The following is a 13,035-nucleotide window of genomic DNA, read 5'->3' as shown; positions in this document are numbered from 1 at the left end:
CCCATGAAATAAAACAGCCTTTTTTTTATTCACTTTTAAATCACATGATGATGAATAGCCAAAGAATTTTATTATTCATTCTTATCCTTCACTTTACCTGATTTCTTGGATAGATTCAAAAAATGTTCTTTGTCAAATAATTTTGTTTTGTTTAAAGCTTTTGGTTGGGTAAAAATTTAAATTCCTGTAGCTTTATTTTTCTAGAAAGTCTTAAAATTAAAAGAAGCTTAAATTTTATAATTATGAATTACACAGAAAATTACAAAGGAATCAAAATTGATGTGCAGGCTCCACAGGTTGATCTTCCGGATGGCTTGCAGGCACAGATAAGAAAATCCATTGATAAAATTTCAAGGTTTACTGACAATATCAATGCTGTCGATATTTATTTTAATATTTCAGGAACAGGGAAAACTGCAGAAAGAATTTTAGGAATGCGGGTGGGCGTGCCCGGTCCGGATGTTTATTCTGAAGAAAAAGGAAAAGACAGATGGAATACGATGCTAAGGGCTGTCACTGACAAAAATATCCGTATGCTCCAAAAGGATAAATAGGAATCTTTTCAGAAAATTTATTTAAAGCTTCAGGTTAAAAAAGCCTGAAGCTTTTTATTTGATCTATAAAGTTCAAAGCGCTTTGTGGGGACACGATCAGGATAAAAGCAATTCCGAAAAGCGCTCCATATAAGTGTGCGTCATGGTTGATGCCATCATTTCCTTTTTTGGCCTGAACAATGCTGTAAATCAAAAACAAAACACCTAGAGCAAAGCCCGGCAGACAAAGCAATCCAAACAGACAGATATCTGAAAGCGGCGTCAAAATAATGCTGCCAAATACAGTCGCGGCAACTCCACCTGAAGCACCCAAAGCACGGTAATAGGAATGTGATTGATGTTTGAAATAGGTCGGGATATCTGCAATTACAATCGCCCCGATATAAAATAGAATATACAATCCTATCCCTGTTGCTTGTCCGAATTTGATCGTAAGAAAACTTTCAACTACCCTTCCAAAAAAATAGAAAGTAAACATGTTGAAAAGCAAATGCGTGCCATCCTTGTGGATAAAGCCGGACAAAACAAAGCGGTCCCATTGGCTTTTGTTTTTGATCAAATAAGGTGTAAACATCCACCTATCCAATTGGGAAGGCTTTTGCCAGGCTAGGTAGGAAGTCAATACTGTAATGGCAATGATGATGACCGTAGCTGATAATTCCATAAAACAATCTGAGGTTATTTTTCCCTGTGAACTAGGTCTTGGGTGAGTTGTAAAAGGGATTTATAGATCTCTTTATTTGGAACTTCGAGGGAAGCAAATTGCTCAAAACCTTTGTCGAAGTAAGCTTTCATTTTTGCTTCGGTCAGTTCTTTGATTCCCAAAGAATCATATATTGAAGTTACTGAAGCGACTTTTTCTTCTTTGTTAAAAGTCTTAGCCTCCAGCCAGGATTCCAATTTCATTTTAGCATCTCCCTCAACCAATTCTTTGGCTTTGATAAGCAGGAAAGTCTTTTTGTTGGAAATGATATCGCCACCGACCTGCTTACCGAATTTGGCTTTGTCGGCATAGACGTCCAGCAGATCATCTTTGAGTTGAAAACCGATACCGATATTCACGCCGAAGTCATAGAGTTTCTGCGCATCCTCAATAGAGGCATCCGCCAAAATTGCCCCAAACTGAAGCGCAAATCCCAACAAAACGGCTGTCTTTTGTCTGATCATATCGAGGTATGCTTCTTCCGAGACGGCATCTTGGGTTTCAAAATTCATGTCGTGCTGTTGTCCTTCACAAACCTCAGCTGCTGTCTGATTAAAAAGGCGGATTGATTCCCGAAATTTGCTTGGATCAATGTCCAAAAGCATATCGTAGGCTTTGACAAGCATGACATCACCGGAAAGGATCGCAGTATTGGCATTCCATTTTTCATGTACGGTTGCCTTTCCCCTTCGGAGCGGGGCGTCATCCATGATGTCGTCATGCATCAGGGTAAAGTTGTGAAAAACCTCCACAGCAGCTGCCGGATTCATGATATTCAGGTAATCAAGCTTATAAAGTGAGTAAGCCATCAAGGTAAGCAGGGGTCGGATTCTTTTTCCGCCCAAGCTCATGATGTAAGAAATCGGCTCGTAGAGTTCTTTGGGTGATTGGCCGTAAGAATGGCTTTGTATATGTTGTTCTAAATCACGAAGGATTTTATCTACGCTTATTTCTGCTTGGTTCATTATCTGCAAATTCCAGGTCTATGGTTCTTCTGTCAATGTCCGTAGCTACTACTCGGACAGTTACTTTTTCACCCAAAGTGATCATTTTTTTATTTCTTGTCCCAATGAGACGCATGTTTTTTTCATCAAATTGGTAATAATCATCCTTCATGTCTTGAACCCTGATCATTCCCTCACATTTGGTTTCGGTGATTTCTACAAATACTCCCCACTCTGTCACGCCTGTCACGATGCCTTCATAGTCTTTTTCCTCCGCAAGAGACATAAACTCGACCTGCTTGTATTTGATAGAGGCACGTTCTGCATCTGCTGCTCTTTTTTCTCTTTCTGATGAATGCAGGCACTTATCTTCCCAAGATTCCGCCTCGGGAGATTTGCCTCCGTCAAGATAATGCTGCAATAGCCGGTGCACCATCATGTCAGGATACCTTCTGATAGGGGAAGTGAAGTGGGTATAATGTTGGAATGCCAAGCCAAAGTGGCCTTTTGCCTCTGTGGTATATTTGGCTTTGGCCATACTTCGGATTGCAAGTTGCTCAAGGACATTTTGTTCCGGTTTCCCGAGAATTTCCTCCATGAGTTTATTCAAAGCCATGGAAATTCTGGTTCCTTCTCCGATTTTCATTTCATGACCAAATTTCTTGGCAAAATTGGCGAAAGTCTCCAAGCGCTCCGCATCCGGATGGTCGTGAATTCTATATACAAAAGTATCCTTGCCTTTGTTTTTGTTAAAGACAAATTCTGCCACAGTCCTATTGGCCAAAAGCATAAATTCCTCGATGAGCTTGTGGATATCCTTTCTTTCTTTTACAAAAAGGCCAAGTGGTTTTCCTTTTTCATCCAATTTGAATTTGACTTCCACAGTTTCAAAATTGACTGCACCCTTATCAAATCTTCTTTTACGAAGTTTCTTGGCAAGGTCATTCAAAATCGTGAGTTCCTGATAGAAATCCCCTTCTTGTTTGTCGATGTTTTCCTGCCCTTCTTCATAAGCAAATCTCCTGTCCGAATGGGTCACCGTCCGGCCAATCCATTTATTCAGAACATCCGCATTCTCGTCCATTTCAAAGACACAGGAAAAAGTCAGCTTATCTTCGTTGGGTCTCAAAGAGCAAAGCCCGTTGCTAAGTCTTTCAGGAAGCATTGGAATCGTCCTATCCACTAAATAAACCGAAGTAGCCCTTTCGTAGGCCTCTTTTTCCAATTTGGTTTTTGGCTTGACATAATGGGTCACATCGGCTATGTGGACACCGATTTCAAGATTCCCGTTGTCTAAAACCCGATAGGAAATCGCATCATCAAAATCTTTGGCATCGACAGGATCGATGGTAAAAGTGGGGATACCCCGCATGTCACGTCGGTTTTTGATTTCTTCAGGTGAAATTTCTTCCGGAATCAAATTAGCCTCTGCTTCGACTTCTGTCGGATATTCGAATGGCAATCCAAATTCTGCCATGATGGAATGGATTTCGACTTCATGTTCACCGGCTTTGCCGAGAACTCGGGTGACTTTACCTGTTGGATTTTTGTCATCTTCGCGCCAATCAGTAAGTTTGACAACAACCTTTTGGTTGTGTTCGGCTCCACCAAGGTCACCTTTATGGACAAAAATGTCATAATGCATCTTTTTGAAATCAGGTACCACGAAGGCGAATCTTGGGGATATTTCTACCCTTCCCACGAATTCATCCCTGCTTCGGCTGACGATTTCCAATACTTTTCCTTCAAGCCTTCCTGTACTTCCTTTGACAGGATAGACCATTATTCTGACCCGGTCACCGTCAAGGGCATGCTTGAGGTCTGCTTCTTTGATCAGGATATCTTCCTCAAATCCATGTTTTGCATCAGGTTTGATGAATGCAAAGCGCGGATTGACAAAATCTACTTCCCCTTCGATGAATTCCGGTTCTTTGACCGAAGCAAAATAATTCCGAGGTGATTTGGATATGTTGCCCGCCGCGGCGAGTTTATGTAGCATCGGTTCTACACCACCTTTGGCAATAGAGTCCCTGATTTCAAGTTTCTTGATAATCTGTTTGGCGTTGAATTCTTTGCCGTAATTGTTATCCAAAAAGTTGAGTACTTTTTTTGCCAGCTGGGCGGCATCGATCACCTTTCCGCTTTTTTTGCCCTTTTGACCTTGTTTATTTGATTTTCTTCCCATGAAAGTTTATTTCCAATTGTGTAATGATAAGCCCTGAATCTGTGTGAAATGGGCTGTGTTGTTTGTGATTAGTTGTTGGTCGGAATGGATTGCAATCCCTGCTATCAGTAAGTCAGATGAACCGATTGTGACTCCTTTTTTCCTTAAATCCGAATAAATGGAAGCTGAAATTTTAACTGTATTTCTTGAAATATTTAACACCTCAATCTCATCTACAAATTGTTCAAAAGCAATTTTTTGCTTTTCGGATCCTTTATATTCAATTCCTTTTTTGAATTCAAAATAATTGATTTCTGAAATTATAAAGCTATTGAACTCAGCAAGGTATAATGTGGCGTTTTTGAGGGTATTAATATCTTTCTTGAAAAAGTTGATGATTGTATCTGTATCTAAAAGTGATTTTTTCAAAGTGATTCAAAATTTCTGGTTTCTTTTAATCTGGTTTTGGTCAGGTCAGTGGTTAATTCTTTGATTAGCCCTGCATCTTTCTGCGTATCCAACAATCCTGCAAATGAAAGGATTTTATCTTTCTTTGAAGTTTTGTTTTCCAATTGATTTAACATTCCATCAATAACTTTAAGGTCAACCTCAGAAAGACTTTCAATCCTTTCCAAAACCGTTTCTTTCAGGCTTTTTACTGTGGTAGATTCCATTGTCTCACTTACTTTTTCTAAAGTTAATAAAAAACTTAAAGCAGAATTGGTTCCAATTTGGTTTTATTAACCAAAATCCTTCCAAGAAAGCAACTTACCGCTGCTTCGTATTTGTGACTCCTTGCCGCCATATACCAAGAATTTTTTCAGGTTTTGGATTTGTGAGATTTCTTCGAACTTGTTCAGCCCATCAAACATCTCAGTTTTGATGGTTTGGGATGCTTTGAACTCGAATATCTCCATTTCATCGCCCTTATCCACCATCAGATCAATCTCGTTTCCTCCCGAATCCCTCCAAAACCACAGATCTTCGGGACTGTTGCGGTGGTGCATTTGTTTTACATATTCCGAGATCATCATATTTTCAAACAACGCACCTTTAAATGGATGTGTCAGCAGGCTTTCGATTTTGGTAATCTTGAGGAGATGACAAAGCAATCCTGTATCATAAAAGTAGAGCTTTGGAGTTTTGACTATCCTTTTGTTGAAATTTTTATGATATGGATAAAGCTGAAAAGTGATGAAACTTTGCTCCAATGCCGAAAGCCATGCTTTGGCTGTCGGTTGGCTTATCCCGCTTTCATTTGCCAATGCATTTAGATTGAGCAATTGTCCAGCTCTTGCAGCGCAGAGTCCAAGGAAATTTTGGAACCCACGCATGTCTCTGATTGCAATCAGCTCACTTACGTCTCTGTTGATGTAGGTTTGAATGTAATTGGAATAAAAGACCCTCGAAGGAATGTCTCTGTCGTATATGGCCGGATAAAATCCCTTGATCAATGGGGCTAAAAAATCATCCCCAAGCAATCCTGCTTTTTCCAGTTCCTGACAATCAAGGGGAAATAATTTAAAGATTGCTACTCTACCTGCTAGACTTTGGGTAATGCTGTTCATCAGGTGGAAATTTTGTGAGCCTGAAAGCACATAAATGCCCATTTCCTCGCTTCTGTCATCCACGATACTTTGGATATAAGAAAATAACGCAGGAACCCGCTGGACTTCATCGAAGATTACATGCCGGTCATATTCGGCCAAAAAACCATTTGGATCCTTTTCAGCAAAATTTCTGATATCAGGATTTTCCAGACTGATATAGCGATAATCAGGGAATAGACTTTTCAGTAAAGTCGTTTTGCCGGACTGCCTCGGTCCGGTCAGGGCAATGATAGGGTATTTGGGAATCAGAGTTTTGATGGCCGACACAATATCCCTTGAAATTAGCATGTCTTTTTTGTTTTAAAGGTATGCTGAATTTTGAAATAACACAAGCTAAATTTTGAAATTGCATGAGTATAACTTTGAAATTACATGAAGTTAATTTTGAATTAACACGTATTGAATTTTGAAATTGCACGAATTAAATTTTGAATTGACATGTGTTTCATTAGTTTTTACATGTTTGAAAAGAGTCAATTTGGGCTTATTTGCCTTATGTAGTTACTGATTTGGATTATCCTTCATTGTCCCTGTTAATCACTTCCATTTCGATATCAGGTGGCAGTCCTTGAAAAGCCAAATATATCTGGGCTGTCACCACCACATCACGAAGGCAATATTTCCTTATCGATTCCAAGTCTTTTTGAATATAATAAGCATCATTAACCTGAGAACCGTCGATGGACTCCTTGGAAGTAGGGATGTCAAAAATGGCCGCAAGCAATTCAAGTCGGGTGTAGTGCTTGTAATCCCCGAATTTCCACAGTTCCAAAGTGTCCAAGTGACGGACTTCCCAAGGTTTTTTGCCTGCAATCTGCAAAGGTTCTGGAAGAGGGATTCTGTTGACCAAAATCCTTCTGCTGAGGTAGGGAAAATCAAATTCCTTTCCATTGTGGGCGCAGAGAATCCATTTTTTCTTTTGAAGCAATTCACAAAAGGATGCCAAGGTATCGTATTCTGATTCCTCCCCATAGCTTTTGGTTCGGAATTCCAATTTGTTTTCTTCCTCCAAATAATGAAAGTACCCGACTCCCACGCAGATGACTTTACCGAATTCAGCATAGATTCCTGCTTTTTGGAAAAACAGGCTTCCCGGTTCAATTTCCTCATCCTTGAGTTTGATATGCTTTTCTTTTTTGAGCCACTCTTCCTGTAGCCGTAGAGGCAATTCCTTAAAATCTGACTCCAAAGAAGCAGTCTCAATATCCAAGAATAGTATATCTCCCAATTCACTTAAAAAATTTCCCATATCCAATATTTTTATAAATGAATATTTCTCGGCTTAAGGAAATGGTTTTTCAGCCTTGCCCAGAAATCATGATCTTAAGATATTAGGATATTAGGAAAGAATCAAATAGTGATATTAAAAATTAACCAAAAAGTTAGGATTAATTTTAACTGTGGAGCACACCTTCCAAACCCAATTCTGGAATAAAACTCAAGTTGGTAGGATACATGCTGCCCACAGCGAAAATGAATTTTTTGTCGAAAATCTGATCGAGGATATAATAACTCACCCAGTATTCGTTGGTCAAGGCAAAAAGTGCAGGATCAATCGGTTCGATTTTGGCCATAGATTCAGATCCTAGCTCTTGTATCATATGCCTTAATACCGAGGTTTTCTTTTCTTCTCCCCCGATGAGTCCATAACCTTTTGAAGTAATCATCACAGTATTCAATTCAATCATGTTGAGATTGATGATATAGACAGACCATTCGGTGTTGCCATTGATTTCTTCTTTGGCAATGGCGAGCTTTACTCCTGTGACTGGGTGAAAATCGATGTCTTTTTTCATTTTTTCAAGATGTGAGACATAAGACATGAGACACAAGACAATTCAAATCAACTGTGAATGCTAATCTTATTATCAAATTTATTTCAATCCTATTTCTACTTTATTTCAATTTTATATCTACCGTATTTCAACTTATTTCAACCGTATTTCGAAAATTTAGTCCAACTCCATCTCAAATAATACAACAAGATGATTTTTGACTTTTTGTTTTACTTCGTTTTCATCCACCTGATAACCGAGTTCAAGGTGCATGGAGGTGACTGCTTTGTCAGGAATACCACAAGGCACGATATTGTTGAAATAGCTGATGTCTGAATTGATATTAAAAGCAAAGCCATGCATGGTCACCCACCGGCTGGATTTTACGCCAAGTGCACAGATTTTTCTTGGGTTTTTCTGTTCGAGGAAATCCAGCCAAACACCTGTCAATCCCTCGATTCTTCCTGCTTCGATCCCATATTCAGCCAAAGTCAAAATGATGGCTTCTTCGAGAAGTCTCAGGTATTTGTGAATGTCGGTGAAGAAATTGTCAAGATCAATAATAGGATAGCCCACCAACTGACCGGGGCCATGATAAGTGATATCGCCACCCCGATTGATTTTGTAAAAAGTGGCATTTTTGTCTTTTAGCCCTTCTTTATCCAAGAGGAGATTTGATAATTCCCCGCTTTTACCCAAAGTATAGACATGCGGATGCTCGACAAAAATCAGGTAATTGTCCGTTACTATTTGCGATTCAGGATCGGCCTGACGGTTTTGGATTTTAAGTGCAACGGTCTTTGAAAAGAGTTCTTCCTGGAAATCCCAAGTTTCCTTGTAATCCTTTTTGCCAAGATCGATGAACTTAACTTTTTTATTGATAACTTGATTCACAGTTTTTATTTAATTCTGATTAAGAACAGCCACAGTAAAGTGATGGTTCTTTTCTGATGCACCAAAAATAAACAAATATCAATATGGCAGAGCATAACGACAAAGGAAAGGAGGCTGAGAACCTCGCAAAAGACTGGTTAATGGGCAGAGGTTATGAATTTGTGGAGGCCAACTATCGGAGCGGACATGCAGAAATTGACCTGATTTTTAAGCACAGAGGGATTATGGTATTTGTTGAAGTGAAATACCGAAGCGGTACAGGGTTTGGCTATGCGGAGGAGTTCGTGGACGGAACCAAAAGAAAGCTTCTGATCAAAGCTGCCGATAATTTTATCTATGAACGCGATTGGCACAAAGACATCCGGTTCGACATCGTAGGCGTATATCGTGACCAAAAAGGGAATGTCAATTTCAGGCAGTTTGAGGATGCTTTTTATTAGAGAAATGAAGAAAAAGGAAGGGGAAAAGGTGAAAAAGTTTAAATGATGACTTTTGTTTATTTGGGAGTACCCTTTGAATCCAAATTAGTTTTCAATACTTTTTCTAAAGTAGATTTTCGATACTTTTCCAAATTGTTTCAAAAACGATCAAGTGACCTTCTTCCGTAGGATGGATGCCATCAGGAAGATTTAGATCAGGATTCCCCGCCACGCCTTCCAATAGAAAAGGAATCAATTTTACATTTTCTTCAGACGCTACCTCAGGAAATAATCCCGAAAATTCTTTGGTGTATTCATGCCCCATATTGGGTGGAATCTGCATGCCTGCCAAAACAACAATCGTTTCAGGATATTTACTTTTCACCAATTGGATAATGCCTTTCAGGTTTTTCTTGGTTTCTGAAGGAGTTATTCCCCGCAATCCATCATTTCCGCCTAATTCTAAAATAAAAATTGCAGGCAGCTCTTGCAAAAACCAATCCAAACGACTCAATCCGCTTGCCGTAGTTTCCCCACTCAATCCGGCATTGATAACCCTGTAATTCAAACCAAGGCTGTCAATCCTAGCAGCTGTCAATCCCGGAAAAGCATCTTCTGCCTCAATCCCATATCCGGCGGTAAGACTGTTTCCGAAGAAGAGGATTAGTTTTTTTGATTGAACTGTTTCGGGTATTGAGGCTGATTCTGATTCAGCGGTTTTTTCTCTTTTTGTGGTACATGAGGAAACAACAACAAATAAAAAAAGTAATATTTTTATGGATGATTTAATCATATGAATAGGGGCTAATTTTTTAAAATTATATATGTCCAACCTGAAGGATCCACTTCAATAATAAATGATTCAGATTGACTTATTGATTTGATTTTTTCTATTTCATGAAGAAAAATATCTTGAAATTCCTGATTTGGCATATTTCCCAAACTTACTTTTATTAACTTTTTTGGCGAACCTTTAATGAAAAAATCATTCTTGAAATCAATGTCTTTTGATATAATTATCAGACCAAATTCATCCGCATATCTGGCAATTAAAGCATCTTTAGAGTGAAATCCATCCAAAATATTATTCACATGGACGGTCTCAAATCCTATCGAATTCAGAAATCTAACGAATTTGAATGAAATGTGTACATCGCACAAAAACCTCATGCCACCTCTTTAATTGATTTACCTGAGATTGCCAATTTTGCAAATTCAAAGACAGCTAAGAAATCCTCTTTCTCCAATTCAGGATGATCTTCAATTATTTCTTCCACACTCATTCCTGATGCAGATAAATCCAGTAAAACCTCTACCGGCCACCTCATTCCTCTTATACATGGTTTCCCATGACATATCTCAGGATCGATCGTGATTCGATTTTGATATTTCATAAACTTGTTTTTTCTCAAATCTACAATTTTTCAGCTATTTTGTTCAAACCCCATCCTTTCCTTTTATATTTAAACCCAACGAATCAAACCATTTGGTCGTTTCATGGTGTTATTGTCCAAACCAACCCACATAGATTTTTATGAGCATTTTGAGTGTAAAGGATGTGTCCAAAACCTACCAAAGCGGCACAAGAAAACTGACCGTCTTAGATCAGGTCAATTTTGATATTCAGGCAGGAGAAAGTATTTCCATAGTAGGACCTTCCGGTAGTGGAAAAACAACCCTACTTGGCCTCTGCGCAGGATTGGATTCTGCAAGTACCGGCTCTGTAGTGTTGGCGGGGAATGCTTTTGAAAAGCTGTCCGAGGACCAAAGGGCCGAAGTCCGTAGCAAAAACATTGGCTTTATTTTTCAGAATTTCCAATTACTCCCTACCCTGACAGCATTGGAAAACGTGATGGTGCCCCTTGAACTCAAGAAAAGAAAAGATGCCAAAGAAAAAGCGGTTGAGTTATTGACAAAAGTAGGTTTGGGTGATCGGGTGACTCATTATCCATCACAGCTTTCCGGAGGTGAGCAGCAGCGTGTGTCCATCGCAAGGGCTTTTGCCAATGAACCAAAGATATTATTTGCAGATGAACCAACAGGAAATCTCGATACCGAAACAGGCGAAATGATCGAAGATCTGATTTTTGATATGAATAAAGAGCAGGGTACAACCCTCATTCTTGTGACCCACGATCCGGAACTTGCAAAGCGAACAAATCGCATCATCAACATCAAAGGCGGTAAAATCCAGGAGGGCAGCCATGTCTGATTTTTCTTGGGTCTTGAAAATGGCCTTTAGGGATTTTAGGAAAAATTTCTCAAGGCTCCTACTATTTGTATCCTCGATGGTTGTGGGGATTGCCGCTTTGGTAGGAATCAGTTCTTTTGGTGAAAATCTCAAAAGAGGAATCGACCAGCAATCCAAAGAATTGGTCGGGGCAGATTTGGTATTGGAAAACAACAAACCTCTTGGGCCACAGCCTACAGATTCCCTGGCTATTGCCACTGCAGAGGAGATCAACTTTGCAAGTATGGTGGCTTTTCCATCCACAGGGGCAAGCAGGTTGACACAGGTCAGGGCATTGGAAGGGAATTTTCCTTTCTATGGAAAACTGGAAACCATCCCCGCTGAAGCAGAAGCTTCCTTTCGAAAAGGAGGCAAAAGGGCTTTGGTTGAAAAGCTTCTGATGGCGCAATTCAATGCCGTGATTGGAGATAGCATCAAAGTAGGTAACCTTTCCTTTTACATCGAAGGCGAATTACAAAAAGTCCCCGGACAAACAGGGATTACAGCAACGGTAGCTCCGGCTGTTTATATTCCCATGGAATACGTGGAAGCCACAGGGCTGATCCAATACGGCAGCAGGCTGGAATACGTCAGGTACTATCAATTGGATGATTTGACCAATCCTGACGAATTGGTAAAGAAATATGAGGAGCAATGGGAAGAAGAAAAAGTAGATGCAGATACTGTTGAAGACCGAAAAAGGCAAACCGGCCGTTCGTTTGAAAACTTGTCCAATTTCCTGAGTTTGGTAGCTTTCATTGCTTTGCTTCTTGGTTGTGTCGGTGTAGCGAGCGCTGTTAATGTTTTTGTCAAAGAAAAACTGGCTTCAGTAGCGGTTTTGAGATGTTTGGGTGTTTCGGCCTGGACTGCGATGAAGATTTATTTGGTGCAAATTGTGATTATGGGATTGGCAGGAGCCCTTTTTGGATCCATTTTAGGAAGTATTTTACAATTTATTTTGCCCGCCGTATTTGCGGATTTTCTTCCTGTAGATGTTACGATTGCGCTCTCTTGGAAAAGTATCGGATTTGGGGTAATCACCGGACTGTTGGTTTCTATTCTTTTCGCCTTACTTCCTTTATTGAAAATCAGGAAAGTATCTCCGATGGCTACTTTGCGGCCTGAGGAAGGAGAGACCAAGATCAACAAGGATCCCTTGCGTTGGGCCGTTGTATTAGGAATCTTATTGTTTGTCTTTGGCTTTAGCTTTTACCTGCTTAATGGTTGGAAACTTGCATTGGGCTTCACAGGATTTGTTGTGTTTGCTTTTTTGATACTTTGGAGTGTGGCTCTTGGGATCATGTGGCTGATTCGGAGATTTCTTCCGATTTCACTTCAATATCCTATCAGGCAGTCCTTGGCTAATTTATATAGGCCAAATAACCAGACCGTTTCTTTAATAGCGACGATAGGATTGGGTACAGCCATGATCAGCACTTTGTTTTTTGTCCAAAACCAATTGCTTGATGAAGCGAAATTTGCTGACAAAAAAGACCAACCCAATATGCTGCTTTTTGATATTCAAACGCATCAGGTGGAGGCTGTCGCTGATAAGATTAGAAGTAAGGACCTTCCCATCATGCAGCAGGTACCGATTGTTACAATGGGATTGGAATCCATCAATGGTCTTACCAAAAAAGGAAATGACACCTTGCCTGAGGAGGAAAAAAGGTCTAGAGGATTATATAACAGGGAATTTAGGGTGACCTACCGAGATACTTTGATCAGTTCGGAAAGACTGT

16 protein-coding genes are annotated in these 13,035 nt (G+C 39.8%); 4 read left to right on the top strand and 12 right to left on the bottom strand.

Going from position 1 to position 13,035, the window contains the following annotated elements:
* The first annotated feature begins 242 nt into the window (after nt 1-242).
* Complete coding sequence (locus tag ACZFYI_RS07415) at nt 243-554, top strand: HPF/RaiA family ribosome-associated protein (protein WP_462523489.1); 312 nt, start codon at nt 243-245, stop codon at nt 552-554.
* 34 nt (nt 555-588) lie between these two features.
* On the opposite strand, the gene ACZFYI_RS07410 is transcribed toward ACZFYI_RS07415, so the two are convergent.
* From ACZFYI_RS07410 to lipB, 9 genes are all read right to left on the bottom strand, one after another.
* Nucleotides 589-1,218, bottom strand: a complete 630-nt coding sequence (locus ACZFYI_RS07410) for a rhomboid family intramembrane serine protease (RefSeq protein WP_462523488.1) — start codon at nt 1,216-1,218, stop codon at nt 589-591.
* A gap of 14 nt (nt 1,219-1,232) precedes the next feature.
* Nucleotides 1,233-2,222 carry a polyprenyl synthetase family protein gene (locus ACZFYI_RS07405; protein WP_462523487.1) on the bottom strand — a complete coding sequence of 330 codons (990 nt, stop codon included), beginning with the start codon at nt 2,220-2,222 and terminating at the stop codon, nt 1,233-1,235.
* A complete protein-coding gene (rnr, locus tag ACZFYI_RS07400) occupies nt 2,194-4,386 on the bottom strand; it encodes a ribonuclease R (RefSeq protein WP_462523486.1) in 2,193 nt (730 codons plus the stop codon). The genes ACZFYI_RS07405 and rnr overlap by 29 nt, the downstream gene beginning before the upstream one ends.
* A 6-nt stretch (nt 4,387-4,392) precedes the next feature.
* Complete coding sequence (locus ACZFYI_RS07395) at nt 4,393-4,794, bottom strand: PIN domain-containing protein (protein WP_462523485.1); 402 nt, start codon at nt 4,792-4,794, stop codon at nt 4,393-4,395.
* Nucleotides 4,791-5,039: a hypothetical protein gene (locus ACZFYI_RS07390; protein WP_462523484.1), complete on the bottom strand. Its 249-nt coding sequence runs from the start codon at nt 5,037-5,039 to the stop codon at nt 4,791-4,793. The genes ACZFYI_RS07395 and ACZFYI_RS07390 overlap by 4 nt, the downstream gene beginning before the upstream one ends.
* A 66-nt stretch (nt 5,040-5,105) precedes the next feature.
* Nucleotides 5,106-6,263, bottom strand: coding sequence for an ATP-binding protein (locus ACZFYI_RS07385; protein WP_462523483.1), 1,158 nt, complete (start codon nt 6,261-6,263; stop codon nt 5,106-5,108).
* Between the two features lie 226 nt (nt 6,264-6,489).
* Nucleotides 6,490-7,224, bottom strand: a complete 735-nt coding sequence (locus ACZFYI_RS07380) for a 3'-5' exonuclease (protein ID WP_462523482.1) — start codon at nt 7,222-7,224, stop codon at nt 6,490-6,492.
* 145 nt (nt 7,225-7,369) lie between these two features.
* A complete protein-coding gene (locus tag ACZFYI_RS07375) occupies nt 7,370-7,771 on the bottom strand; it encodes a hypothetical protein (RefSeq protein ID WP_462523481.1) in 402 nt (133 codons plus the stop codon).
* Nucleotides 7,772-7,927: 156 nt separating this feature from the next.
* Nucleotides 7,928-8,644: a lipoyl(octanoyl) transferase LipB gene (lipB, locus tag ACZFYI_RS07370; RefSeq protein ID WP_462523480.1), complete on the bottom strand. Its 717-nt coding sequence runs from the start codon at nt 8,642-8,644 to the stop codon at nt 7,928-7,930.
* Nucleotides 8,645-8,727: 83 nt separating this feature from the next.
* On the opposite strand from lipB, the gene ACZFYI_RS07365 reads away from it, so the two are divergent.
* Nucleotides 8,728-9,084, top strand: coding sequence for a YraN family protein (locus ACZFYI_RS07365; protein WP_462523479.1), 357 nt, complete (start codon nt 8,728-8,730; stop codon nt 9,082-9,084).
* 103 nt (nt 9,085-9,187) lie between these two features.
* On the opposite strand, the gene ACZFYI_RS07360 is transcribed toward ACZFYI_RS07365, so the two are convergent.
* The 3 genes from ACZFYI_RS07360 to ACZFYI_RS07350 are packed head-to-tail and all read right to left on the bottom strand — an operon-like array spanning nt 9,188 to nt 10,457.
* Nucleotides 9,188-9,856 (bottom strand): arylesterase, encoded by a 669-nt coding sequence (locus tag ACZFYI_RS07360; protein WP_462523478.1) that lies wholly within the window; start codon nt 9,854-9,856, stop codon nt 9,188-9,190.
* A gap of 11 nt (nt 9,857-9,867) precedes the next feature.
* Nucleotides 9,868-10,233, bottom strand: coding sequence for a DUF5615 family PIN-like protein (locus ACZFYI_RS07355; protein ID WP_462523477.1), 366 nt, complete (start codon nt 10,231-10,233; stop codon nt 9,868-9,870).
* Nucleotides 10,230-10,457 carry a DUF433 domain-containing protein gene (locus ACZFYI_RS07350; RefSeq protein WP_462523476.1) on the bottom strand — a complete coding sequence of 76 codons (228 nt, stop codon included), beginning with the start codon at nt 10,455-10,457 and terminating at the stop codon, nt 10,230-10,232. Before ACZFYI_RS07350 ends, ACZFYI_RS07355 begins: the two co-directional genes overlap by 4 nt.
* Nucleotides 10,458-10,597: 140 nt before the next feature.
* Here ACZFYI_RS07350 and ACZFYI_RS07345 point away from each other — a divergent pair, with 140 nt between their 5' ends.
* On the top strand, nt 10,598-11,275 hold the full coding sequence (locus ACZFYI_RS07345; protein WP_462523475.1) for an ABC transporter ATP-binding protein: 678 nt from the start codon (nt 10,598-10,600) through the stop codon (nt 11,273-11,275).
* On the top strand, nt 11,268-13,035 hold a 1,768-nt coding region (locus tag ACZFYI_RS07340), incomplete at its 3' end, for an ABC transporter permease (RefSeq protein ID WP_462523474.1). The genes ACZFYI_RS07345 and ACZFYI_RS07340, both read left to right, overlap by 8 nt.

It is taken from the genome of Aquiflexum sp., assembly GCF_977115555.1.
Note: the sequence above shows the minus strand (reverse complement) of the source record. Positions and strands in the feature narration are given on the sequence as shown.

What these genes read in the sequence shown, in the direction of transcription:
- ACZFYI_RS07415 (WP_462523489.1), top strand. Translation starts at nt 243, where the DNA reads ATGAATTACACAGAAAATTACAAAGGAATCAAAATTGATGTGCAGGCT.
- ACZFYI_RS07410 (WP_462523488.1), bottom strand. Translation starts at nt 1,218, where the DNA reads ATGGAATTATCAGCTACGGTCATCATCATTGCCATTACAGTATTGACT.
- ACZFYI_RS07405 (WP_462523487.1), bottom strand. Translation starts at nt 2,222, where the DNA reads ATGAACCAAGCAGAAATAAGCGTAGATAAAATCCTTCGTGATTTAGAA.
- rnr (WP_462523486.1), bottom strand. Translation starts at nt 4,386, where the DNA reads ATGGGAAGAAAATCAAATAAACAAGGTCAAAAGGGCAAAAAAAGCGGA.
- ACZFYI_RS07390 (WP_462523484.1), bottom strand. Translation starts at nt 5,039, where the DNA reads ATGGAATCTACCACAGTAAAAAGCCTGAAAGAAACGGTTTTGGAAAGG.
- ACZFYI_RS07385 (WP_462523483.1), bottom strand. Translation starts at nt 6,263, where the DNA reads ATGCTAATTTCAAGGGATATTGTGTCGGCCATCAAAACTCTGATTCCC.
- ACZFYI_RS07380 (WP_462523482.1), bottom strand. Translation starts at nt 7,224, where the DNA reads ATGGGAAATTTTTTAAGTGAATTGGGAGATATACTATTCTTGGATATT.
- ACZFYI_RS07375 (WP_462523481.1), bottom strand. Translation starts at nt 7,771, where the DNA reads ATGAAAAAAGACATCGATTTTCACCCAGTCACAGGAGTAAAGCTCGCC.
- ACZFYI_RS07365 (WP_462523479.1), top strand. Translation starts at nt 8,728, where the DNA reads ATGGCAGAGCATAACGACAAAGGAAAGGAGGCTGAGAACCTCGCAAAA.
- ACZFYI_RS07360 (WP_462523478.1), bottom strand. Translation starts at nt 9,856, where the DNA reads ATGATTAAATCATCCATAAAAATATTACTTTTTTTATTTGTTGTTGTT.
- ACZFYI_RS07355 (WP_462523477.1), bottom strand. Translation starts at nt 10,233, where the DNA reads ATGAGGTTTTTGTGCGATGTACACATTTCATTCAAATTCGTTAGATTT.
- ACZFYI_RS07350 (WP_462523476.1), bottom strand. Translation starts at nt 10,457, where the DNA reads ATGAAATATCAAAATCGAATCACGATCGATCCTGAGATATGTCATGGG.
- ACZFYI_RS07345 (WP_462523475.1), top strand. Translation starts at nt 10,598, where the DNA reads ATGAGCATTTTGAGTGTAAAGGATGTGTCCAAAACCTACCAAAGCGGC.